Source organism: Bacillus sp. RE35, from assembly GCF_052146655.1.
Classification (GTDB): domain Bacteria; phylum Bacillota; class Bacilli; order Bacillales; family Bacillaceae_G; genus Bacillus_A; species Bacillus_A cereus.
In genome coordinates, this window is the sequence record NZ_CP197377.1 from 3485281 (window position 1) to 3510879 (window position 25599).

Below are 25599 nucleotides of genomic sequence, written 5' to 3' on the forward strand. Positions count from 1 at the left end.
TTTTATTTCCTTTTTAGGTCACCCATTTAAAAATTCAAAAACCTTTCAAGTAATGTGCTTATGCACCACTGCGGTATAGAATTACTCTTTGTTTCTTAACAAAGATACCATTTTTCTTTCTTGGAATCTTGTCAATCCCAATGCATGTATATAAAGATGGCCTGGAAATTCTTTTATCTTGTTATAGTTCCTCTACAGTACTTCTTTGCCTGCCTCACAAATCATCTTTTGTTACATAAATGATTCCATTGTCTTGATATTAGAATTAACATTAAACAATAGATTCAACCAGGCCCTACCTCATTTTTCTCTCCATAAGCCAATGGGAAAATAAACAAAATTATGGCTGCGGTTATACGAAGAAGCACTCCATATTCATCTAGCTCACCAATTTTGTAAAAATAAGCCGTACCTATAACTCCCCCCAATGCCCATCCATAAAAGAAATATCTTAATTTCCATAAAGGTTGCTTGCAGCAGTCAAGAATCTCTTTTATTTCTTTTTTTAATGACTCAATAAATTTCTTCATATTTCATTTCTTCCTCTCTCTCTATTTACCATTTAAGCGTAGTTGCTTATCTCCTGCTCCAGAAACTTCCCTTAAATATGCCATTTTAGGTATGAATTCGAAGAAAAGTCTCTCTCCAAAACTACTTAAATTATTTTTAATAATATGAACCTCATAAACTGATTGTTTATTTTGATTTCAGGTCGCAGCTAATAACCTATTGATTGTTGACCACGTAGCAAGACACTTCTTTGTAGCAAAACATTACAAATTTTACTTCATATAGAATCTTTACGGATTCCACTATCTTGAGGTAGATTCACTACATCTAACCCGCACCATTACGTGTAGCCACATTTCACTACACAAATTGAGACTATATCACGCTTTTAAAGAGAAAAATGCCTCCTATTCAGATTTAAGAAACGCTCACCTGCTCACTTGAACCCTACTCATTTTGCCGAATTCCAATATCATTAATAACTTATTATTCATGATTAGAGTCATAGTTGTTTTTTCTGTGAGGATTTTTTAAATTTACAATTTCATCCATAACCATTAGAGCAAGGACAAGCATTTGATTATTCATTTTGGTCTCACGTCTTGCTTCTCTCACAGGAGCGTTTGTAACATAACCTTTTTTAGAAGAAAGTCAAGAAAAAAACAAGCCGAAACTCTTATCCACTTGTTTTCTCATAAATATAGAATTATGCTGACTCAACGTCTTCTTGAACCTTTTCTCCTTGAGCCACTTCTTCTTGAATTTTTTCTTCTAACACAGTCTCATCAACTGGTTCTTTAACAACTGGTACTAAGTCAGCATTCGTTAAAATAGCTTTGTACATTTTCAATTCTTCCTCATCAATATGACGAAGTACGTAATCAAAGACATATGCATTTAGCTTTTTGCCTTCTAACTTATCAATAGCATTAACAAAGCTAACATAATTCCTTAAACGTTTATTGCTGTCATTCTTAGTAATGGACGGCAACAAAGTCAGAGCTGGAAGATATAACGTTTTATTCTTTAAAAGAACTAAAAGTTTATCAGCAATCTCGTTGTCCTGGTTAGTTGCAAGAACAGCCGACTTTGCTTCATTTGTAGTTGCACTAATTAAATTTTTGAATAACTCAATCGCTTCATCAAGCTTCTTCATATAATTCATTTTCAACACCACCTCTCTACAATAACTTATTACAACCTTTCCTTTATTAAAAAATCAATACTAAACATGAACTACAGTTAGGAATTGTCCAAACAAGAAATTGACAATATACATTACTAAAGGTTGTTGTATACGTGTAAGAGAGGTGATAAAAATTGAAAAGTCAAAGAAAAGAATATGAATTTTCAGAAAAATGGGTAGAATGCTTAAACTGTTCCCAAGAGTACGTAATTGAGTATGTAATTGATGAGCGAGATACAAAAGGTTGCCCCGTTTGTGGTTCTTATGCTCATGAAGATCCCGCAAGTGAATATAGCAATTGGAGCGCTTAAAAAATGAGCGAATACATTGAAAACAATAATTCAGATAAACCACAAGTTAATATATATATTGGAGAAGACGAATGGGCGAACTATTCTTTTCAAAACAAGGTTCGATTATTGTATCGACTCAAAAACTCCGACAATTTACTAGCTAAAAAATTGGTAAAATCTATTTCTTCATTAATAGAAGAAGAACAAAAGATGAGCGAGATTGATTACGAAGCAACAGTAAAACAATGTGAAGATACGATTGAATAGTTTGAAAAAAAATACGTACCAATATTACTTGATTTTTGAAGCAATTAGACACTTCTTCCCTTCACGTATATGAATAAACCAACAACAAACATCACAGATTTTAAATCCGGGTATAGAAATTATCTATGTTTTCTACAAAGAAAACATAGATATCCCGAAATAACTATTCCCATTTAAGACAACCTATTCCTAACAGACGAATTTAAACTGATTGGAAAGTTCATCAATTGAATCACACAATTATTGCTTGATTCAAATTATTTATTTTAAAATCAACAATAACAAAACAGATACTTCCTCTAAATTCCCCCTCAAACATAGTCTACGAGTAACTACTATTATCCTTTTTATGAACTATTCTAATCTAAGCTTGATTAATTTTTTTATTTTTACATTGCACAGATAAACATTTGTCTTTATATAGAGACGAGAATAAAGCAAAACGCCTTAAGGGCGTACTAAAAGGAGTTCGTACCGAAAAAAGCAGGTGAAGTTTCATGTGCAAACCTTGCCCCATGATGAACTACTGCGACGGATTACAAATTTAGCTCCAGATAAGGAGGTAGTCGCTGCATGACTCCGGATGAAATTGGCATTATCGAAAAGATTTTTGTTAGCATTACTGAGGGTGATAAACCTTTTATGGTTCTCTTTGCGATTATCATGCTATTTGTTATCTTTATGTCCATAAAGGTTATGGGATATGTTCGTAGCGTTAGTGATAGTCACAAGGAACAAATCACCTCTATGAATGAAAACATGAAAGAACAGCGTGAAGACCATTATAAAATGATAGCGGAAGATCGGCTTCGCTCTGACAATCGTGAAAGAGAATTATTCGTAAACTTAGAGAAGAACACCCAACAGCTTGAAGGTATTGCTACAACATTAAAAGAGGTACAATTCAATTTCACTAGCTTAGAAAACAAAGTCACTCAAAACTTTGATTATCTAGAGAAAGAAATTGAAAGTGTTAAGATTAAAGTTAGTAAAAAAGAAAACTACGAGTAATCGTGGTTTTTTATTATGCCTAAATTATAAAATGCTTTAATACCAAATGATTTGTGTTCATTTTTCACCCCTTCTGGTATTACATTTTTTTAAGGTAATTAGAATAATAATTCGGGCAACCAATTATATTCATATGAAATTAAATATCTTCTTTTCCAAAATTACCTTGAATATGATCGTGTCCGCAAACTCAACGGCCTGCATTTATACAAAGAATTGTAATACTATATTAAGGATTTAGCTCAAATCCTATAAACAGGTTATACACTATTGTAAGATACGAAAGAAATACATCATCACCAGCATAATTAATCGATATGTAGATTGGAATCATTTAATAGGTTCTTAAAAAATCCCCAAATACCTCGTATCTTGAGAAGATATCCTCTGGCATCTACTGTATACACCTGAAATAATTAATATCATTAGATTAACTATAATATGTTTTTAATTGACGTGTTTTCTTTTTATATGATGCTCATATAGTACCACGTCAAATACACGTCTATATGTTATTTATGCTATGTTGGAACATAAACTTCTTCATCGAATTCAAAAATTTTAGTAAATGCACCAAAATGAGTTTGTTATCCATTACGGTTACATTTTATTTCGAAACCTCAAAGTTACTTCAATACACAAAGTTAATGTGCTTTAAACAAGCAAGTGTTATCAACTGAAAAGTATAAGTCAAATTCCTTTTCTAATTGTTCTTATCCCCACAATTTAATTTCCTTTTGATTAAACCTAGTATTTCTAGGCTGTCATTTCCCTAAATTTATTAACTCCGAAGACCGCATCAATAACTGTTTAATTAATACTTTTTATCTATTTAAGTAAAATTAATAAAAATGTTAGCGTTAAACACCAACAGCTGATAATCTTGTACCAACTCTATATGAAATCTGTATTTTTTCCACATCTTTCTTACTCTCCATAGCTAATTTATTTCTTATGAGCTCTTCTTGATCAAGTAATCTATTCAATTCAGAACGTTGCTTGTCAGTAAGTTTATCCAAATTCTCATTTATCCATATAGATTGCTTATTAGATAATGGGTGGAATAGACTTTTAAAAACGTGGCAACCACTACACCCCTCTTTACTTGACCAAGGATATGTGCCAAATTTTAAAAATTCTCCTCTAGTTGCAATTTCGTTATAGTTCGTTTTATTTTTTATTTTATATTTTTCAATAAGCTCATTGGCAAGTTCGCTATGCTTACCGTAGTCACATTCATAGAAAATACCATCCGGTGCTAAATATCCCGATAACCCATATCTCATTTCTCTCATTTTCCTATTCCCTCTTGTTCTGTTAGTTTATGATTTTTCTACCTTTTACGAACTGATGTTCTTATTATATAAAAAATAATAAGAAATTAAAACAAAATTTTGATATTTTTTACCAAATAAATAAAAATTTAAATTTCTTTTCTCTCTTTAATTTTAAGATGTTCTAAAGAAGGGAAAAACTCTATGAATACAAATTTTCTTAATCCTTTTGAAGCATAGTCTTCTTTACTGTGTCCACTATTTTAATTTCACAATGAATAAAATATTTAAACCTATTACCTAAACATTTTATTACAACACACTCTGTTGGACTTGATTATAAAACACTGTGCTTTCTTCTAGTAAATTAACTTGTTCGCCTAACTTTTCAATTTAATAATTAAGAGGAACAAGCTCTTTTTGATTTTAAAACGTTACATTCTAACTTAGAGTTATATCAGAAATTCACAAACCTTATATTTTCCTCAAAATAAAAGAGAGACGTAAATACGTCTCTTTCTTTCAAGTATAGTTCATTTATAGTGAGGTACATATCAAGAAAGATAAGTCTTATACTCCTATAATAGGACTCAATAATTAAATTTTGAGACTTTCAAAAAGAGTTATGTAATAATTAACCCCCTTCTCTTAGGTACCTCTACTCTCCAAAAAATTCTCTGCTGGTGCAAATCTTGCCTCCAACAGTATGTCATTGATAACAAATCCAATATTGAATTCATCGTTTTCAAAATCTAAATAAATGGGTTTAGCTTTTAATTCTTTTTTAATATAGAGTTCATCCATATCTTCAATATTATCCTCTGTAAGTAAGTGTCTTCGATCTTTATTAGGTTCTAACACTGCTATGCCTATAGATGGAAAATACAAAAGAACATTAATTGAACCCACTTTAACATTTTCTTCGAACATTAAATGATAAAAAGAATTCTTAATGATCTCTATCGCTTCTTGCTTATTCATGACTAATTCCTCCCTCAAGCACTCCATCTTCCTTTATACCACATTTGCTAAAAAGCTAAAAGGTACCTTTTCTTATAAATGCTAAATTGAGCTAACTCACCTTTAAATATTTGAGATAATACTTTACACCCTCATTTCTAATGGTTCAAATTCTTAAAATAAGTTAGTCCAGGAAGGAATTATTGTGCTTAAATTTATTAACGTTTGAGGTGAAAAGTTATAGAAATGACAGATAACGACGATATAACCGTTTTGAATTAAGATTTAAAAATTCTCTTCTTAAAAACTCTCTAAAAAGAAAATACAGAAGAATTGAGTGAATTGATACTCTTTTGGAGAATATAAAAAAATATAGGACTGAGATAGAACCTATCTACACGATTAGTTAGCGTAAAATCTTTTATAGTACCGGTAAAGTAAAGAAATAAGACACTTCCTATAAAATCATTTTCATCTATAAATTAAGAGATACAATGATTTCAGAGATGCTGTCTATGTTAGGTATTTGTAGACTTACATAAGGGAGGTGTGGTTGCTTGAAGATTTACCGTGGTAATATAGGGGTAGATTTATCTCTTGAAGAATTCTCCAGACTTATAGTAGATGAAGAGAAAATTGATGACTTGCTCAACCTCATATATACATTGGAGATGGATGAAATAATGAACTATAATAGAGATGACATTCAAGCTCTTGAAGAAAGCCTATTCCAAGAAATTGCAGAGTACCAACGCAAACAAAATTCAAATAACTCAACTGCAAAAATGGAGTATATCTTAGCCCACTTAAAAAAATACGAGCGTTAAAGCTCCACAAGATGAATACATTCAATCTCTATTGTTTGAATGTACAGCAAGTTTGAAGTAGATTGGGGTAGAAATAGTCCAGACCCTAGTTATAATCCCAAAAAATTATTTTTCAAATTACTCTAACAAATACTTTGCCACCTAAGATTAATGTATCTATATAATTATTATTTCTCACCATCAAAATAAAAAGACTCAGGATAAATTTCCTGAGTCTTCTCTTCTAATGGCCTTTGGAAAACTTAATATAAAAGATGTTACTCCATCTGCTGTGCCATGAACAGTTATTCGACCTTTATACAGATTCATTACTTCTTGAGCTATGGTCAAGCCTAAACCAGATCCTTGTTTTGAATTCCCCAAATTTTTCCCACGATAATAACGATCGAAGAGAAAAGGAATCTCTTTTTGATCAATAACAACCCCCGTATTGGTGATAGAAATATATACCATATTATCAGTTCTTTTAGAAATGGTATCTATTTTAACTATATTTGAATTCATTGAATACTTAACAGCATTATCAAGAATTGGATTCATCATTAAGAAAAAATGGTTCCTGTCTATAAATATCTCAACTTCTTCAGAATCATAGTCTGTCTCAAAAATAAAACTCGGATAGGTTTCTTGCTTAAATCTTAACAAGAAATTTACTAAATATTTCACGTCATAGTAATTGGCACTATCAATATTTGGGATTTGTTTCAAACGGGCTAGTTCCAGCGTAGTTGATATAATGGCCGTTCCCCTAATTATATTATCTTCAATAGCATTTAGTTTTTCAGCAACTAGTTTATCATCACTTTTTCCATATATTTTAATAACATCAACAGATTGTTTGATTGCCGTAAGATATGTCTTTATCTCATGCGATACATCTTGCATGGAATTAAGATTGTTTTGTACAAGCTCATGCATCCTGTCTAACACTGCATTAAAACGATGAACAATTTTTGATATTTCTTCTCCATACAAAGGATCTTCAATCCTTGTTTGATAATTATTATCTACTACATTTTCAAAACTTGAATCGATTGCACTTTGTAATGGTTTAAAAATAAATTTTAAACATACTAATACTGACACAACTGAAAAGAAGAAAAACCAAATGAACATATATAAGAAGTTTTCCATGCTATTAACCATTTGCATCTTCAAATTAGGTGTTATATCTTTTTTTATGATTATCGTGTCATAATGACCTTTATGTTTAAAAGAATGTAAAATCTCACCATATGCTTTATTTTTTTCATCAATATAAAAACTATAACTATCTTTATCAGCAGTAGCATCTAGTGATTTCATATGTGCTTTAATAGAATCAAAAAAGGTTGGGACGAATAAGGTCAGTATTTGAGCTTCAAACATACCAAATTTATCATTCTGTTCATACTCAGCTGCATAATGATAATCTTGTGCTCCTTGTTCACCCATGCGAATTTTCATTGATTCACCTGGATAGCTAATCTGCTTAAAGAACTCAGAATCAAGTTCCTGTGATGCACCTATTCCTGAAGAAACTATTTTGTCCTGTATTTTCTCTACCCTGGAAAACATAGATTCAAATTCTCTTTGAGTTGTTAGTTGTAGCTCATTATAAATAGAAAATAAATTGACTGGTATTGCTGAAACAAGAACAAGTATAAGGGTTAATAAAACTACTTGCACACGTAGTTTATCACGTTTCACAAAATTATTGAGAAATTTCCTAATCTTATTTCCCATTAGGTATCACCTCTCGATTCCTGATGCAAGGGTATGATTAATGTAAAAATGTTTTTGCCATCTTCATAACTCTTTACATGAATTTTCCCCTTATATAAATGCATCACTTTTTTGGATATTGTTAAACCCATTCCGAACCCTTTCATTGAATTTTCAATATTCTTCCCTCTGTAATATCTATTAAATAACTGTGGGATTTCCTCTTTTTCAATTTGAATACCCCAATTAATAATATCAATATATACATAGTTTGAATATTTACCTTCTCGAATATGAATGACTATCTCATTACTATGCAATGAATACCTAACTGCATTTTCAATGATAGGATTTAAGGCTAATACAAAATGTTCTTTATTAAAATGAATAATTGGCGAGCTTACATCATATTTACCAATAAAATCAAAATCAGGAAAAACCTTTTTTATATATTGTAGGTAATTCTCAATCATTTCTTTTACATCCCGAGATTTTGTAGCATCCATATGAATTCCCCGGTCTAATTTTGCAAGATCGAGAAATGTAGACATAACTTTTGTAATTTGTTCAATATTATCATCTATTGACTTTAATTTTTGTTCTACAATTAGTTTATTATTTGTTCCGTAAAATCGTAGCACATCAATAGATTGTTTAATTGAGGTTAACTTATTGTTTACCTCATGTGAAACATCCTGCATGGACTCTATATTAACTTCAATATGATTTTGCATTTGCTCAAGAATATCATTGATTTGATGCTGAACATTGCTTATTTCTTTTCCATAACTATCCTTTATGTCTATTCTAGCCTTGTAATCCTTTTCTTTTAACTCCACAAATGATTTATCAAGAGCTTTCCCAAAGAAGCGAAATACTAGGCCAATCCCAAAATAGATAAATATGCTTATAGCAATAATGAAATACAATAAGTAAATAAAAAATTCTTTTTGATATTTCTCTATTAGCTTTATAACAATTGGTGTTACGTTTCTTTTTACTATAATCGTTTCATTATTATCTCCATGTTTAAAAGTATGCTTATAAGTCATATAATAAAGGCCATTTGTTTCATCGTTACGAATTGATATGTTACCTAATTTATTTATTTCTTTTTGATGTCTTTTAACTAAAGTTTCTATTAAAAAGGCTGCAAAATATTTATCTACACTACTTATTGCTTCTTCGTTTTGTTTAATGTAGAAAGTGTATTCAATGTTTTTTGCTGCAGATGAAACTTTTATTTCTTCACCTTTTAATAGAATTCCATCAAAAAATTCCTGATGTATCTTATCAACCCCGCCAATTCTCCAAGCTTCATTTTCAATCTGAATCGCTCTGTACTTGATATGACTAAACGCTTCTTCCCCATTTTTTAAAACAACAGAAATAAAAAATAGTAGCTGAATGGGTATTGTAATTAAGGTAACAGCAATGACTGCCACCGCCATTATCTTCATATGTAATTTATTATTTTTTATCCTTCTAGCAACTAGAGACTTCAAGAACATAACCCTTACCTCGAACTGTTTTGATTATATCAATATCAAGTGAATTTCTTAACCTACGGATATTTACTTCCAGAGTATTTGTTTCTTGAAGTTCTGAAGGATCATATCCCCAAATATTTTTATATAATTCTTCTTTAGAAATAATTTGTCCCTTATGAATGATGAAGTAATGTAATAATTCGAAAAGTTGTTTAGTTAAATGAACATGCTTACCCTCAACAATTACTTTGTGCGTTAATAAATTAATCTCAATATTACCGCATCGAGTAATTCCTCCGTTAGAAATATCGTTACTACAACTTCTTCTTAAAACTGTTCGGATTCTCGCAAGCAACACCGTTAAGTCATATGGTTTTGTTATATAGTCTTCTGCTCCCATATCTAAGCCTTGCATAATATCTAGCGGTTCGCTTCTTGATGTCAGGAGTAAATATGGAATTTTCTTTTTTTGATTCACTAACCTTGCAACTTCAAGGCCATTTGAAATACGAGTATTTAACTCTCCCACTGTTTTCTTTAACATGACATCTAATATCATTAAGTCATAATCATTAGATACAGCAGCATTCACTGCTTCATCACCAGTAGTAAACCAATCAATATGATAATTTTCGCTTCTTAAAATCATTTCAAGTGTGCTACCGATTTCAACTTCATCTTCAAGTAATAATAATCTGTACAATTTTCTCCCTCCCACGGGTCTTTTAAGTGCGAAATGTTTGAAAACAACGCAAAAAATCCCCTGTTAGAAGGCGAAATTAAGCAGTGAATTCGTTTATCTTTCCATAATTTTTTTGTACATAATGCAATTAATGTCTGTAAAAGGTACTACTTACGAGTAACGTTCAATCTTGTAAGTATCGTCCAAATTCCTCATATTATTTTTTAACCTTTATACGTGAAACACTTTTTATAACTACATGTACATTAACTTTTCTGCTTAAATCCTCTTTTAAAACTTGGAGTAATTCTACATTGTGCTTCATTTTCTCACTTTTGTCGTATTCCTAAAATTCTGCCCTACCTATTCAAGATTGAAAGCATACTTATAAATGTTTACACACTTCAATCATCTTTCACGACATATTTGCCACGAATGAATTTAATCCTACATTTAAGTACGTCATCGTATAGAAAAAATCTAATTAATTCAGTATTTCTGCCCATATAATCGATAGCTTTTTCTTATTTACATACCAATCTGAAATAGAAGCAATACTTTCATAATCCATTCTTAGTGAAACACCTAGCATAGTCGGCATTTCAACTACCTGTTTTAAATGTTGGTTTAGGTCAAGTTCCATTTTATCTTTCAATTCTTCTGATGTATAGACTTTTATTTCATTTAGTCGAAAAACGTTTTCCTTCCTATTTATGTTACATACTATACTTAACTGCCTACACTTTCACTTCGTTTAGAAGAGAAAATTCCTAAATAAAGATTTCTCTAGAATTCTAATTTATTAGACCATCTTCACAGTCCATGCAGTTAGAAACCTTATCGCTTCATTCTTTAATTTGAGACTTTGTCCAAATAATTTTCCATATATTAATCAATTCTAGCTACCTTTACTAGCTGTTTATTTTAATGAGAAGATTCCTTCGTTCTTATTAGATTTGAAACCCAGGATACTGTTTATTTTTTGAAAAAAAGTGTATTTGCATCCGCAATGTTGCAAATAGGCGACTGAATCGCAATACTATCCACTTCTTTTTGCAAAATAAACACTTTCTTCATGGCAGAAAGTTTATGAAAGCATATACCATATGTCAAACCTTTCCCTGTATCTTTGTATACGTTATCCCAAAGAGAATATAGAAAGTGATTGACTATAACATGTAAATAGCTAACTATTTTATTAGTTACCAGTGCCTGTGCTTAATTTGGTTAGATACAAAATTTAGATACTTTATTGCGCCTCATTTCTTTCACCTCCATTTCGATATAGGTCTATTATACACCAAACGTACATTCGGTATATAGTACCACTTTATGTACGTGGAAAAATTAATATGGTTCCTGTCATCTCTTGTCCGAAACAAACTCATCTTCTCCTACTTACTTCGCGTTCTTTGAAGAATGCATAAAAATGGCCCATCAAATAATACAATGGGCCATTTTTATAAAACTTTTTTAATTCTATTTTTCTTAATATAAAGTATTACGCTATTCATTGTACTTCTTTCAGTTTGTTTACCTAAATAATAGTTATACCAAAATTGTTTTTCCTTCTAATGTTCTCCTGATTTTCTCAGCAACCGTGCCCAATGATATCCATATCATCAACTAGTTAAGAAATTCTATCTTGATATCTCTTCGTCCAAAGTCATTCATTCTGTCAGCATCTGTCATATAAATGTCTACTATGTTTCCTTTTATAGCACCACCTCGATCTTCGACAGTGTAAATTCCGTTAATATATGGATAAGAATCACATGTAATTCTTACTCTTGTTCCCATTGGAACCGAGCGATCCATTGCAATCATACCTGGTTGTATTGTCTTACCTGAAGCTGTTATACCTGTAACTCCTGACTCGTTTAATGTATAAGCAGTACCAATCCCCATAATCGTTTTAGAAACACTAGTATCTTTAGCAGTAGGAGGATCAGATTCGTCTGATGATGTTTTTTCAGGCATCACTGGCCTGGCAGATTCCTTCGCTTCGCGCAATTGCTTAGCTAAATCTGCATTCTCTGCTTGAAGTTTCTGATTCTCTTCTTGAGACTGATGTTTCCCCTCATTCATAGCTTCGTTTTCATTTTTTATTTCTTCTAATTCAATAGAAAGCTGTTCTGTATTAGCTGCAATTTGTTTTTTTTGTTCTTCTAATACTTTGTTGTTTTCATTCGCGGTTTTTAATTCTAGGACAGTTTGTTTATGGTTTTTCTCTAAGGATTTCACTTCTTTGTTTAACTCTTGAATCTCATAAAATTGAAATCCTACACCGCTAGCCACTACGGTTGCTGCCGTGACTTTTAAACAGTTCTGTATTATTTTTCCCTTTTTGATTTTTGTTTTCATTTTGAATCAAGTCCTCTCATTATTATATTTCTGTTGTTACAGTAGTGAGAAGGTTAGAAGTTTTTATAGAGAAGTAAAATAAAAAAGAGCCCTCCTAAAAGAACGGACTCTTTATACATTATTTTTATTCTTTAACTTCAGGAAACTCTTTCTTTTCGAACCACTGATGACGGCAAGCACGCTTTAAGCATGTATACTTAATCCTTGTTTTCCATTCATCTTTATATGCACGAGGATTTTGACACTCCGGGCATGTATTCTCGACGTAACGTTCTTTGTATGTATTCCCCTTTGTCTTATGACCTCTTGACTGTGCATTATATGATACGATTTGTTTGTTCTCCATATAAACTACCTCATCCCTATGCAAAATTTGTAACAGTTGTTTTACCTTAAAAATCATTTACACCATAATATAAAATGTCCAAACAGAATATAAGCACTTACACTTGATTTTACAAGTCTTTATTGTATTTTTTATTATTTTGATATTCTAAAAAATCATAGAGGATTGAAAGCCGCTTTCCTTCGAGGATTTGAACGAGTTTAAAATCATTTTTCACTGCCTCTACATTATAAATATCTCCAATAATGAAATGCTCGATATCTTCCATTATTGTGGCTAATTCCTTATGAGCAGTGCCGAATTTATCTTCAAAGTCTTTTGCAAACAGAATTGGAAATGAAGCATAAATTCGATTAAATTCATTAATCATATAACGATGAATATACAGCATATACTCCTTCATTTCCCGAATTTCTTGTAAACCAATAGATACAGCCCTTGATTCTTGTTCTCTATTAATAGGAGGTAATGGCATTTCACCTACAAACTCTTCCAACTTTTCATCTTTAATGGAAGGAGAAATATACCCCTCAGTTGATTTTTCCCTATCTTCATGCGATAAGATTTTTTTCCCTTCTGCTCTTAACAAGACCTCTTGTAATTTATCTCTCGATTGATAAATCACCGCATCATTCTCTTCTTTGTTGTTTTCTAGTAGTTCACCAAATGTTTTTTCAAATATATTTGATTTATCTTTGTTTGACATTTTATTTACTACTCCCTTGTTATATGAATAAGTATGGTGAATTCGGCTTCTTTCAGTAATATTATTAAAACCTACTACTCTTCCAACTGAACCTTGTCTAAAAATTATAAGCACATGGACATCTTTTTTAGATAGACATTCCCGCTTACATTTATTGTAAAATTATCCCATGGATATAATTACTGGTACCACTTAATTTTCCCATATTATACATAAAAAAACTAATTAAATTAGAATGAAGATTCTATGACATTTTATTTATTTACAAATAAATCTGATTATTATCTATAAAAAGAAAGCCATCATCATAAAGATGCCTGCCCTCTTCATTAATTATTTATTGCCACCACCAAGAAATACTACTAGTAATAGACATCTTAGTTGCAGCCATTGAAAGATTAAACATCATTTTTTTGAGCATTCGTTTTTACCTCCTTAATTGTTTTGTCAAACTGTTTTTCTGTCCGTTCTTTTCTTATGGAAAATATTAAAAGTAGAATAAATACTAAAGTTGAGCTAATAGTTAAAAATATTAAATTCAAATCAGTACCTTTTACATGTGTCATAAACATTGAAGCAGGTAGAACAATTGCCGCAACAAGAGAAATTCCTATCACTATATATTTCTCATATTTAAAACGTATTTTTTCGAAATCAAATTTAAAAGTCCACTCTTGAGAATAAAGAACAAATGCTAATAAAGCATAGCTAAAACCAGATGTAATATCCATTGCATAATTCCTCCAAATATGCTCTTTCAATTCAGAAGGACTAAAAAATCCAAGTGAAGCAAATATGATCATAATTTGAATAATAAGAGGTATAATGACACCTCCTGCAACAGTCACTACAAGTGCCCAAATAATAGAAAGCTTCTCTATAGCAGCTAAATAAAGGAAAGTTATCAGCATTCCTATAATCGGTACTAAATAACCAATACCTTCTTGTTTATTAAAGTAGATGGAGTAATTAATAATACTAGTCAAAAATGAAAGTAGAGAAATTATCGTAATGTTTCGATGGAACCTTAAACAGAATATAGCGCACATAATTGCATAACTGCCAATTCCCAAAATTGTTTGAGATAAAATAAACCAACCCAAGTTTGCTGAATTCAAATTTTTCACCCCTAAGATATAAAAACATATGCATTACACTCTAATAATTTTGCCATACTCCATTTTAAGATACCAATTAACTTTACATAAACATTCAATGAAATCATTGTCATCTTTCTAAACATTCTCACTAATTTATCCTTTCATTTTCCTCTTGGATTTTCTTATTTCTTGATTGAATGATCTCACTAGATAAATAAAGTAGATATTTTTCATCAAAACGAAATAACGGAGTGGGGTCAATTTTCTCAAAACACTTCAAATGTATATTTAAAAACAAATACTTAGGATTAATAATTATTTTTTAAAATGTGTATTTATAGCCTTTTTATCTTTTACCATTAAGTAATCCCGGGTTTTAAATCTCTATTTTTCTACACGACATTCCCAGCCGTTTGCTTTTCTTTCTGGTTTCTAATTTCTAGCCCCTTCCTTTAGTATTCTTATAAAGCTGAATCTATTTACATAATTACAAATTGCTACATTCTCATATTCGCCATTTGTTTCTTACTACACTTATGCAACAAGACCCAACTCCTGATCACAACGAGTGGTATACTTGTAGTTGGTAACATCATCTTTCGGACCAGTGATAGTAACAACTCTAGATTTGTAACAAACAGCTTGGTATCTAGATGTTACTAATATATAATGATTTTTAACCTTAGAAGGTTTGCGGTATTTTACATCACGAGCAAGATCTCGATTAATTTGCATTACAACACGTTTCTTAGAAGCAGTTCTTTTTCCAACACGTTGCTTATACCTCCTGACGGCATGTTATGTAATTATCATCTTGAGCTTCCCCTTTCGGTTATACAAAAATATTTTCTATCTAATTGATTTTCTATTAAATTTTCTTCACAACTCTCAACTTCTTCAAATGGATTTAACGCCTAACTTTCACATTTATTATAGTTGGTGGCTACAATTTAAATGCTGTATTTTCATTTGGTAATGTAAGTACTCATAAATGCAAATCCCCCCTATTCACAACTCTCAATAGAAACGTAAGCAGTTAATTTGAAAACGTCAATAAGTCGGTAAAAAAATAAGACGAGCATTTAAGCCCGTCTTACAAGATGACATTATTCCTTAAGTTCTTTTGTCTTTGACGTTACCTTGTTATCATTTATCAATGTCAGCACCGATGCGATAAATGTAACAACAGCAGCAACTTCTGCTTCACCTAATACAGGTAAAGGTTGATAGCCTTTAGAAGTCAAATACTGATTCAACCAAGCTAGTACAAAGACAATAATTCGAATTAATGCCCCCTTATTATCCATTAAAACATCTTTAAACATATGCAACACCCCAAAAAAAGAAGATATGGTACTTAATCACCATAACGAATTACAGAGATTAGAGCCATATCCTACTTTTTCTTCTCCCAACTTAAATCACATTTACAAAATCATGTTCTTAAGGGAGAGTAAACAAGTTCTATTATTGTTGCTATTTAGGTTTCACTCATTGGTGCATACGATTATCATAATTTACCTTAACCACATATCCAAGTTCTACAATTTTTAAATCCACTATTTTTCTCAAGGCTAGTAGGAATTTTTAATTACTCTTAAGCTTCTATTAACTTATGAACTATATCCTCTGATACAGCTTCATCCCCTAATTTGAAATCCCTCTTTCAAACATCTCTTTAGAGTATTAATCGAGGGATTTCAATGTAGCGGTTTTTAATATTGCTGTTGTTAATAATTTTAGGAGGCCAGGTTAGACCCTTTCTTGTTCCTTATAATCATGATTAACTGGTAAATTTAAACTTGTATACATATATAAACCAAACAAGTGACTTACAAACATCTTAACCCTAGTACATTTACCTTTCTCCTTACTTTAGTTAAGGGTATTAACTCTAAAAAAAGGGAGCCTCTTTCAAGGAGCTCTTGAACTAATTGGCTAAGACTTAGCAATCATTCATGATGTTTGAAAATTGCTCCGGAGTCGTATGCTTAGAAATAGCGCGGATAAGACATGATAAGTTAGGTTGTTGTTTTGCAGCAAACACTGCTTGATCAATTACTTCCATATACCCTTTCCCTTTACACATACAGCAAAATCCTTTCTCCGTAATACCGGTGCTATCACACCATGAACATGAACGATTCTTTAGCATAGCTAACCCTTCCTTTCAAAAAATATATACTGAACGAATGGTCGTAATCCTCACTTTTTTATAATAGAAATGTATTTTAGTTGACCATTCCGAACTGTCTAACATAGGAAAGTATGAATCTACTTCATTGTGTGTATTATGAATGCGCGTAGAATAAAGATGAGAAACTATTGGTAGGAACAATTTATAAGTTTGCTGACTAACAATAACAACAAAATCTTTATCCTTTAATTGTTCACCCCTAAATTGAATATAATCAAATCCTCCAAAAACAAATTTTACATCTATTAAATAGAAATAATCTATTTTCAAAGGTATTGGCTTCTCTTATAGGAAGTACTGTATTAAATCAATCTTTAATGTTTTGTGACTGAGTAAAAAAATTTTTATAATTCATAATAAATTTATCTTTCTTTGTTGATATGAAATGGGTCATATCATCTTTTAATCGACAAAACATTCTATTATCAAAACCAAAACTTATTAATTACACACATTAATTTTGCAATATTCATTTATTATCCTTCCCCGTTTCGTATTTTGTAACAAGTTCCTGTGCACGCAATAGAATTTCCACATCTTCATACAACTCAAACTGTTTTACGGGGTCCTTTTCATCCTTAGCACGTTTTTCCACCTTTTCAACAAGACTTCCAAGATTAAAAGTTTGTTCTTGTTTCATGACTTGTTTAGTTACATATTCATACTCTTCTATTAAACAGTTGGATATTTGTTCTACAGATTTTTCATGCGATAAAGTTTGTCTATAAGAATTATAAAGGGTCATCGTAAATTGATGGAGCCCTTGTTTTAACTCCGACCGTAACCTTCTCTGATCACTCATATAATCACCTCCACCAATAAATAACCTACTTTAAAATGGTAAATCATCATCACTGATATTTATGTCACCAGTGAACATTTCAAAGTTATTTTGTTGTTGATTACTATTATTATCAAAGGTAAAAAATACAATGTTATTTGCGCGTAATTCCCAGTACGTAGTTTTATCCTTCTTAGAAGATTTCATTTTACCGATTACTTGCACAACAGAACCTTTCTTTTGGTATCTTTGTACCTTTTCACCCATTTTCCCCCAAACAGATACATTAAAGAAATCAGTAGTTTTTTTATCTCCATACCCATCATCTACTGCTACAGCAAAACGACAAACTGTCTTTTCACCATACGTATTACTCTCAGGATCACGAGTTAAGCGACCTGTAATTGTAATAATTTGATGCATAATAAATTACCTCCAACTAATGTTTAATTAATTTGGTAAAAATGTTTCATTTGCCACATGGTCATGAAGCTGTTTTAACAACAGAAATACAGCCAATTTAGTGGAGATTTTACTTTTCTTTAAAATCCTGTATAAAAACTTTACTTCTATTTATGACACGTGAAGATTACATTTCTCCCCAATTTTTCTCTATAAGTTTATTAAAAGGAGATTGTTGATAGTTTATTTACTATCTTTTTGAAAGAAGTACCTACATATTTCTATTAAAATATGATTATCATTAGTAGTGTCATGATTTATGAAAATAGAAGTACTTCTTAAACATTTCATGTTATAGTAAAATGTTTTTAATGAAACAACATCAAACTGCTTTTATGAGTTGTTAATAAATAACTCCTCTCAAAACGTAAGCACTTAAAAATTAAAAATCAAGGTAAAAAAAGAGCTTTCCCACGTAGTTTTTTTCTACACAAGTAAACTCTTTACATTAGGCGTATATATTATTTTAAATATATCTAATCTGTTAATAGTACGAGCGAGAGAATAATCATAAGTTACCAGAAAGAACAGGTTACAAAATCGCGTAAACCTTACCAACTACTACCCACCTAGCTAGTAATCCTCTTCGACCATTAGTATATCTATCTGTAGTATTATCGTTACATTAGTTACCTAGTACTAATTCATAACCTAGCCAATAAATAATTATTGTATTTCTAGTCTTATAAACCCTGGGGACTAAGTTGCTTAAAAATGTTTTCAACTAATATCAAACTCCTTTTCGTTTTATTAAAAACAAACGACCCAAACGGTATTTTAATCCGTGCTACCGCATAGGCTATGCAGAGCTATAGAACTATAATTTTTTAAAATGACAAACTTGAACCTGTAACTCTATGTGTGTAAGATAAGCGCTCTAACAGCTAAGCGAAAGAGAAATAATATTTAAAATCATAAGTACTTCTCTTTTATTTTCCGGTATTTATTTTTTATATTTAAATTAAGGGCTCCTACCACTCCCCTAATCTAGTATTGAATACTAGGGTCTTCTTCCTCACAGCGAAGACCATCCTAAAATCTATTAATTTAATTTTAAATATATTTGCTGGATTATTAATAAAACCCTATAATCAAATAAAGTCAATAATAACTTTTAAATTATCTAAATAAAAAAGCAGACACAACATGTGCCTACTTTTTTGGAAATTAATATCTTGTTAGCTTTGCATAAGATAGAGAAACCCAACCATCATGCACTCTCGCCCATCCATCACTAATATCGTAAATATTCCACGTTTCTCCATTAAGGATAGTACGAATAATATCCCCATCTGTAGAAGATTGTGTACGAACGTTTAGATTTGCAGTAGTTGTAATTTTCCCAATTGGATCACGTTTTCCAGCTAAATTTTCTGGATTTCCATTAGAACTTCCTGCAGGAGTAAACTTAACATAAGCAGGACCTGCTGACACCCACTGGTTTCCTCCAACATTGTATAGACCATTAGATAGTCCCCAAGTTTGATACATTTCACCTTTTTTCACTGTCTTAACAACTCGTGAATCAAAGCTAGCAAATTCCCTTACATTAAGTTCTGGAACAAGAATCTCAACAACACCAATACCATCTGAAGATGGGGGTTGAGTTACTGGTGGTGCTATAGTTGCACCCGTACCAGTAAGTTCAGCTTGTACTGCTGCTAAGAAACTATTCCAGCGCCCTTCATCTAAGATACGGTGTGGGCAATTCTTAACTGCTCTAGAATTACCGTTTCGAACACCAATCTCTGTCCAACTCTTATGAGTACGCACACGATCAATTCCCCATCCGCGTTCTCGTAACAGTTGAGCGACGAATTTAATTGCTAAACTTTCAGCTTTTTCGTATCTTGGACCACCAGACAACGAGTAACAGATTTCAACACCGATAGATTTTCGGTTTCCATTCCCACCGCCATCTCCACAATGCCAAGCATTACGATTAACTGGAATACCCTGTATAACTTCAATATCATCTACTGCAAAATGAAATGAAACCTCATTGTTATTTCCAATCATGTAATTTATTTCATTTTTTGCAGGAGCATCATTATACGTATTATGCACTGTAATATACTCTGCGTTCATAGAATAAGGAGCTTTGATTGGATATTTACTTGCAGCCACAAGATTTTGTATAACTGGAATGGCCATAGTCGTACACCTCCGTATAGATTAAAATGCACGACTAAATTAACCACTTCCTATGTTTAGTTCAAGGTTAAACTTAATCTACTTTATTGAGCGCTCCTAAATGAAGAGAACTGATATGTCTATTTTTTTCTGTACCGCACTGTTTTTACCATTTGTCTACTACACTATTTCCAGAAAATAAGGGTAGCCTTTTCCATCCTATATTCTCTTTAATACCAGGCTATTAAGCTAAACCTGCTACTACCTTATCTTCTACCACCTCAAAGGATAGTTTAAAGCCTTCTTCTTCAACTAAATAAGTAGCAAGTTCACTTAGGATATATGCTGTGTATTCGTGCTTGTACTCTACAGACTCTTTAAAACCTAACATATTTGCCTTTTTATAAAAAACAGAAGAAAATAGAATTTCGTAAACCTTAATTCCACTAGGGTCTAAGCAGACTGTTTGACTAGCAGCTCCGTCTTCAATAATTTCGTTAACAACTTCATCAAGGATACTTTTTATTTTTCCCTCAGTAGTCTTAGCAGGTCTTTGTTGTTCTACTTGATTTTTAATATTTGCAGCAAAATCTTCTTTGGTATTCACTTCAGATTGAGCCTTTATATCTTCTACAAGTTTTTTGAAAGCAGCTTGTTCCTTGATGAAAGCTGCAAGATTAGCCTTTGGTTCTAATTTCATGTAAGGAATCATTACTGAAGAATCCATATCTACTTTCGCTACTTGTTCACGAATTTGTTTAGAAAGTTGTTGAGTTGAAATTTGAGAAGCTAATAAGCTAGCAAGAATTGGTTCTTGTATTGTTTTCTCTTCAGATTCAATTCCTACAATAGATAAGAGTTCTGTCAATAATGGATCAGTGAAAATACGAGAAATTACTTCGTTTATCCCTGCATGAGTTTCATTACCTTGTGGGTGTGAATTTAATACTGTTTTAAATTCTATTACCTCTCTTGGAGATGTTTCTAATAAAGCCTTTGCTACAGATTCAATGTATTCTTTAGCTAATGTTTTTTGCATAGTTAAAATCCTCCTGTATTGTCTTAGTTTGCTTAGTTATTTGTTACTCGATTTATATAGCGTTCGCTATCTGCAATTTCAAAAATATGAAAATCCACTCTAATTAAGAGGTGTTCATTAGTGTTTAAGAAATCTTCTTTTGTTTTTAATGTAATGCAATCTAATGTATAATTCCTCTAACTAGAAAACCAGATACGTGAGGAACAACTACATCTGGTACTGCATCCAGAACACTACCTTCTACCGGACCTAATTCTTCTGTTGTCAATCTGTTCATATTCCTTTTGAATTCTTTAAGACTACAGACTGTATTTTATGAAGTGCATCAGCCCACCTCATCTTACCTCTTATTTTGAGTCGCTTTAAGAGGATTCGACGTTATATTTTTTTGCATGTACAAACAAAACCATTTGAGAACAAAAAGTCAATAGGTCAGAAGAAAATTGTACACTTGTAATTTTCATTAAATCAATAAGACGTTATCCAACGCTTTATTCTGGTAATAATTTAATTTCTCTCACTAACACACGAAAAGGTTCAAATCCATGTGAAACAATAATATCTGTATTTGCCTTTGATTTGAATTTACAATCTCTTTTTAAGGCAAACATTTTCCCACTCGCAATTACAACATCACCTTTTTTAGCACTGAGTTTCTGCCATAAAGTTACTGGTACCACAATTAATAGCTCACCAAAACCATCATTAAGTGTTACATAGACAATATTAGCACCCGCAGTATCACTTAGATTATTCATGTTTACAATACTCTGAATCTGTCCACCACAAACAATTTCCTTCTCCTGCATTCCACTAGATTTTAAATTGTAGGAGAATTCGCTAATATGAGATTGTAGTCTCTTCATTAGTTTTGCTGCTTCTAACACCTCCGTATTAGTATCTACTAGTACATCTAGTTCGTTATTTACATAAATTTCTTTTAGTATATTTGTCATTTGAAAAATCCTTTATCACATAGTTTTTTGTTTTTTCAATAGATTAGATTATATTTTTATAGAGGAATACAGTAGAATCCACTAAAAATAAAAAAAGACCACTGATTCGAGAAGTCAATTCTCATTCAATCAAAACAGGTCCTTTACAATCTATTACTCCAATTAATAACTTCAAATATGCATTGAAAATTGCGAACAAATGCTAAATATGTCTTATTAATCAAGTATGTAATTACAGTCTACTTACTACATTAGTCAATCCCTCAATCACAGCAAGTTCGTTACTACACTTAATATGTCCCGAAGTACCACATGTTCTTTTGCCATTGAAATATTTTCTAACATCCGTTTTACCCTGCCAATAATAAAGACCTAATACTTCCTATTAGGTAATGATTTCAATTCTGTATAGATAATTAGAAAACCTTCACATACTAAGGATTGGTTAAAATCTTTATTGACAATACAATGCAAAAGAATATTGCAATTGTTTCTAAAAACTTGGTATATTCTTCAAGAATTCGCCATACTAATCTTCACACTTAACTTGTCCCTTATGAATTCTTAATGTATGTAATGTTATATAACTAACAAGGTGATTAATTATATCTTTAACCCTACTAGTATTAGGAATACACTAAAATATTTTAGTTAAGTCGAAATTTTTTTAAAATTACTACATATGATTAGTAACTTTTATATTCAACTAGCTTCCTCGTACTCGATTTGTGCTTCTGGTTTTAAGTACATCTTCCGTTGTTCTTGCTTTCTTAAATGTCGTGGAAGGAACATCTTCGTACCGTTTAACCCAAATGCAATCCTATTCCAGTCTGTCAAGATAGTTGTTTTTAGCAACTTCGGATTTTGAAGAATGACATTGTATGCTTCACGTAACGTTAAGTCATCAAGATCAATCCCTTGTTCAGTAAGAAAATCAATTGTACTACCACGTTGAGTTAATAAGTCATCTAAACCGTTGTCTGTTAACGCTAACAAAGCTTTGAACTCGGTAAAAGTAAAACGATCTCGTACAATATGTTTATTTGTCGCCATTAAATCGTACTTGGCTAATTTTTCTGCAACCCTTTCTCCTTCTGCACTGTTAATTGTATAAATAGTAATATTAAGGCTTTTCAAAAATAATTCCTCCTAATGTTTTCTTAATGTAGGTAACATAAACACTTGATTTAAAAAATGCTAGTAATTTTATCAAAAGCACCACTTCATTTCAGAAAAAAATTGTAAACTTTAAAAACACAAGAAAAGTAGGAGCTTTAGCCCCTACTTAATTACAAAAACCATATCTCACTTAATTTTCCTATCTTTCAGATAAATGACATTATCGACATATTTCATTCATGTAACAAATAAAAATATATCCTATTTTGTTGAATAAACACTAGATTAACAAAGTTAATATTGTTTTTTAGTTAAAATAACATTTTTGTCATTAAATAACTAAAGTTAGTATTTGTAAAAAAGGTGATTGCAATCGCTATTTGTCCCTTGTATGATAAAACCAAGAAAAATAAACATCATTAAATCCGATTTGTCAATACCTTTTCGAGACATTTCATAAAAATTAACCTAAAAAATAGGCTGCGATGTTCGCCACATCGAGCCTAGGACAAAATTTAAAAGTAAGAACACTTATATTTTCGTTTTGAGTCTAAAATTGGAATGCGTAAATTAATATTTCAATTTGTATTTGTTCTATTATGAAAATCTATCATCTTTAATAATACAAAGATACTGCTCTTTATCTTTTTAATCTTTTGTCCTTTGCAAACTATTATACTACCAATGAATCTGGAGGCTTTTTTATGTTAAAAAAGAGAATTAATATAAAAGATATACCAAACGAAGAGTTCTATAAACTACCTAAAGTTTTCATTTGGAAAAAACAATATCGTGAGAATTTAAGTATCGGTGCGAAATTACTATACATGTTAATAAGAGATCGATTTAATTTATCTATATATACAACACAAATTTCAGTTGATAACGGAAACGACACGCCTGCCTTCGTAGATGAAAAAGGTGATATTTATTGTATTTTAGATAATCAAGAAATCGAATTCTCATTAAATATTTCAAACAAAACTGTTACGAAGTTCATGGAAGAGCTTATAGCTGAAGAACTTGTATCCACAGAATCAGTAGATGGAGGCGCTAATCGAATCTACTTGAATGAACCCGATCCTAGTGGAGCGTCATTAGCACATTTCCTAGGTGAAAAAGAATACTACAAACATGTTAAGATGCGTAAGAAAAAGAAGAAAGAACCATTAAAAACATTAGAAGAGTGTATAGCTACTGCCATAGATAAATACGGTGTAAAAAAAGTAGATAAGAAAAATTCCGGTACTAGGGAAGGAGAAATCCCGGTACCTAGTACCGGAAAAAGTACACCCCTTAGTGAGGAGAAAACTCCACCCCTAGGGGAGGAAAAAGTACATCCTAATAATATTTATTCTAGTTATCTTGACCTTAGTGAGATTTATCCCAACGAGAATGATACATATCCAAATAAATCTTCTAAAACAAAAATAGATGAAGAACCAATAGAAGAACTTAAAAATAATATTGTTTTACAAAAGAATAATTATGCCTTATTAAATCCTATCCTTGAACAAGTTGGGATCTGTCCCGATCTAAAGGCAATTAATGTTGTGAAGAAAATACTTGCAGAAGCTGGAATTACAACATTCCACAAGGTAGATGTATTAAATGCAATAGGTAAACATGCTATGAACGTCAAAAAGTATTTATCCCAAGGCGAAGTAATTGAATATGAACCTGCATTTTTCGCTAATAATCTTGTAGACCGTATTAGAGAGAATACTCTTAAGCGTCAAAACGAAGTAAAAAAACTGAAAAAGATAGAAAACCAACAAACCCATGAAACCACTTTTCATTTTTCTTCTTACAATTGGCTTGAAGCAAATTAAAAAAGGGTTCAGTTGCAAAAAACATTTGATAGAAATATAGACCCAATAAAGCCTATTTAATGACAGATTATGACGCACTTCCAAATAACTTATGTATGAACCTAACTTCATTTTAAATAGATTTCACCTATAAGTTAAGTTGGCTTTCATTACTTGCGTAACTTCAACGCCGTTCAATATACAAGTGGCTATTTCATACATCTTAAATTTCAAATCAGAACATACACATTTCTTAATGAAACAGAGGTCCTTTTCACTATATTATTATAATATTTAACTTTAATTATTTATATACTTTTCTCTCCTCTAAACTCATGAATTGCTATAGGAAGAGTTCTTGTTCTATAGCAATTCAACAGT

General features: G+C 31.3%; 26 protein-coding genes and 1 pseudogene. 5 read left to right on the forward strand and 22 right to left on the reverse strand.

The annotated features are described in order from the left end of the window. Positions 1-284 precede the first annotated feature (284 nt). Together ACTL4X_RS17750 and ACTL4X_RS17755 are read right to left on the reverse strand one after the other, a co-directional pair. Complete coding sequence (locus tag ACTL4X_RS17750) at positions 285-530, reverse strand: hypothetical protein (protein WP_000713421.1); 246 nt, start codon at positions 528-530, stop codon at positions 285-287. 686 nt (positions 531-1216) lie between these two features. After that, positions 1217-1666: a hypothetical protein gene (locus ACTL4X_RS17755; RefSeq protein WP_241747371.1), complete on the reverse strand. Its 450-nt coding sequence runs from the start codon at positions 1664-1666 to the stop codon at positions 1217-1219. Positions 1667-1830: 164 nt separating this feature from the next. Here ACTL4X_RS17755 and ACTL4X_RS17760 point away from each other — a divergent pair, with 164 nt between their 5' ends. From ACTL4X_RS17760 to ACTL4X_RS17770, 3 genes are all read left to right on the forward strand, one after another. After that, complete coding sequence (locus tag ACTL4X_RS17760; protein ID WP_000842045.1) at positions 1831-2007, forward strand: hypothetical protein; 177 nt, start codon at positions 1831-1833, stop codon at positions 2005-2007. A gap of 3 nt (positions 2008-2010) precedes the next feature. Continuing rightward, a complete protein-coding gene (locus ACTL4X_RS17765; RefSeq protein WP_086401396.1) occupies positions 2011-2256 on the forward strand; it encodes a hypothetical protein in 246 nt (81 codons plus the stop codon). Between the two features lie 573 nt (positions 2257-2829). Next, positions 2830-3267, forward strand: coding sequence for a hypothetical protein (locus ACTL4X_RS17770; protein WP_000186692.1), 438 nt, complete (start codon positions 2830-2832; stop codon positions 3265-3267). 860 nt (positions 3268-4127) lie between these two features. Here the strand turns inward: ACTL4X_RS17770 and ACTL4X_RS17775 are convergent. Continuing rightward, the gene (locus ACTL4X_RS17775; protein ID WP_232291853.1) at positions 4128-4553 is read right to left on the reverse strand and encodes a hypothetical protein; all 426 of its coding nucleotides are present in this window, start codon (positions 4551-4553) and stop codon (positions 4128-4130) included. A 636-nt stretch (positions 4554-5189) separates the two neighbouring features. Next, positions 5190-5522 (reverse strand): hypothetical protein, encoded by a 333-nt coding sequence (locus ACTL4X_RS17780; RefSeq protein ID WP_001041141.1) that lies wholly within the window; start codon positions 5520-5522, stop codon positions 5190-5192. Between the two features lie 536 nt (positions 5523-6058). Here ACTL4X_RS17780 and ACTL4X_RS17785 point away from each other — a divergent pair. Then, positions 6059-6328, forward strand: a complete 270-nt coding sequence (locus tag ACTL4X_RS17785) for a hypothetical protein (RefSeq protein ID WP_025966539.1) — start codon at positions 6059-6061, stop codon at positions 6326-6328. A gap of 195 nt (positions 6329-6523) precedes the next feature. On the opposite strand, the gene ACTL4X_RS17790 is transcribed toward ACTL4X_RS17785, so the two are convergent. From ACTL4X_RS17790 to ACTL4X_RS17875, 18 genes and pseudogenes are all read right to left on the reverse strand, one after another. Continuing rightward, positions 6524-8053 carry a sensor histidine kinase gene (locus ACTL4X_RS17790; protein WP_071741016.1) on the reverse strand — a complete coding sequence of 510 codons (1530 nt, stop codon included), beginning with the start codon at positions 8051-8053 and terminating at the stop codon, positions 6524-6526. Further along, the gene (locus ACTL4X_RS17795) at positions 8053-9543 is read right to left on the reverse strand and encodes a sensor histidine kinase (RefSeq protein ID WP_086401398.1); all 1491 of its coding nucleotides are present in this window, start codon (positions 9541-9543) and stop codon (positions 8053-8055) included. The genes ACTL4X_RS17790 and ACTL4X_RS17795 overlap by 1 nt, the downstream gene beginning before the upstream one ends. Further along, positions 9518-10225: a response regulator transcription factor gene (locus ACTL4X_RS17800; protein WP_000286076.1), complete on the reverse strand. Its 708-nt coding sequence runs from the start codon at positions 10223-10225 to the stop codon at positions 9518-9520. Before ACTL4X_RS17800 ends, ACTL4X_RS17795 begins: the two co-directional genes overlap by 26 nt. A gap of 463 nt (positions 10226-10688) precedes the next feature. Further along, positions 10689-10847 carry a hypothetical protein gene (locus ACTL4X_RS17805; protein WP_161945469.1) on the reverse strand — a complete coding sequence of 53 codons (159 nt, stop codon included), beginning with the start codon at positions 10845-10847 and terminating at the stop codon, positions 10689-10691. 300 nt (positions 10848-11147) lie between these two features. Then, positions 11148-11413: pseudogene (locus ACTL4X_RS17810) on the reverse strand (hypothetical protein); the annotation flags it as partial. A 417-nt stretch (positions 11414-11830) separates the two neighbouring features. After that, positions 11831-12502: a 3D domain-containing protein gene (locus tag ACTL4X_RS17815; protein ID WP_225989753.1), complete on the reverse strand. Its 672-nt coding sequence runs from the start codon at positions 12500-12502 to the stop codon at positions 11831-11833. Positions 12503-12692: 190 nt separating this feature from the next. Continuing rightward, positions 12693-12914 carry a hypothetical protein gene (locus ACTL4X_RS17820; RefSeq protein ID WP_000428645.1) on the reverse strand — a complete coding sequence of 74 codons (222 nt, stop codon included), beginning with the start codon at positions 12912-12914 and terminating at the stop codon, positions 12693-12695. Positions 12915-13023: 109 nt separating this feature from the next. Continuing rightward, positions 13024-13620, reverse strand: a complete 597-nt coding sequence (locus tag ACTL4X_RS17825) for a hypothetical protein (RefSeq protein WP_431154590.1) — start codon at positions 13618-13620, stop codon at positions 13024-13026. Positions 13621-14018: 398 nt separating this feature from the next. Further along, complete coding sequence (locus tag ACTL4X_RS17830) at positions 14019-14747, reverse strand: hypothetical protein (protein ID WP_225989755.1); 729 nt, start codon at positions 14745-14747, stop codon at positions 14019-14021. A 1079-nt stretch (positions 14748-15826) separates the two neighbouring features. Then, the gene (locus ACTL4X_RS17835; protein WP_227069120.1) at positions 15827-16027 is read right to left on the reverse strand and encodes a phage holin; all 201 of its coding nucleotides are present in this window, start codon (positions 16025-16027) and stop codon (positions 15827-15829) included. A 638-nt stretch (positions 16028-16665) separates the two neighbouring features. Further along, positions 16666-16875, reverse strand: coding sequence for a hypothetical protein (locus ACTL4X_RS17840; protein ID WP_000916955.1), 210 nt, complete (start codon positions 16873-16875; stop codon positions 16666-16668). 15 nt (positions 16876-16890) lie between these two features. Then, entirely contained in the window at positions 16891-17187 is a 297-nt protein-coding gene (locus ACTL4X_RS17845) for a dihydrofolate reductase (protein WP_002098167.1), read from the reverse strand. Between the two features lie 199 nt (positions 17188-17386). Beyond that, positions 17387-17719 (reverse strand): hypothetical protein, encoded by a 333-nt coding sequence (locus ACTL4X_RS17850; protein ID WP_001283602.1) that lies wholly within the window; start codon positions 17717-17719, stop codon positions 17387-17389. Between the two features lie 30 nt (positions 17720-17749). Further along, entirely contained in the window at positions 17750-18121 is a 372-nt protein-coding gene (locus ACTL4X_RS17855; protein WP_000553952.1) for a single-stranded DNA-binding protein, read from the reverse strand. Between the two features lie 1206 nt (positions 18122-19327). Continuing rightward, positions 19328-20314, reverse strand: a complete 987-nt coding sequence (locus ACTL4X_RS17860; protein ID WP_086401400.1) for an N-acetylmuramoyl-L-alanine amidase — start codon at positions 20312-20314, stop codon at positions 19328-19330. Positions 20315-20537: 223 nt separating this feature from the next. Next, positions 20538-21332 carry a hypothetical protein gene (locus ACTL4X_RS17865; RefSeq protein ID WP_001172955.1) on the reverse strand — a complete coding sequence of 265 codons (795 nt, stop codon included), beginning with the start codon at positions 21330-21332 and terminating at the stop codon, positions 20538-20540. A 491-nt stretch (positions 21333-21823) separates the two neighbouring features. Next, entirely contained in the window at positions 21824-22288 is a 465-nt protein-coding gene (locus tag ACTL4X_RS17870; RefSeq protein WP_000181810.1) for a hypothetical protein, read from the reverse strand. A gap of 702 nt (positions 22289-22990) precedes the next feature. Further along, positions 22991-23425 (reverse strand): ArsC/Spx/MgsR family protein, encoded by a 435-nt coding sequence (locus tag ACTL4X_RS17875; RefSeq protein WP_000838805.1) that lies wholly within the window; start codon positions 23423-23425, stop codon positions 22991-22993. Positions 23426-24111: 686 nt separating this feature from the next. On the opposite strand from ACTL4X_RS17875, the gene ACTL4X_RS17880 reads away from it, so the two are divergent. Continuing rightward, positions 24112-25239 carry a replication initiator protein A gene (locus ACTL4X_RS17880; protein ID WP_086401401.1) on the forward strand — a complete coding sequence of 376 codons (1128 nt, stop codon included), beginning with the start codon at positions 24112-24114 and terminating at the stop codon, positions 25237-25239. Positions 25240-25599 lie beyond the last annotated feature (360 nt).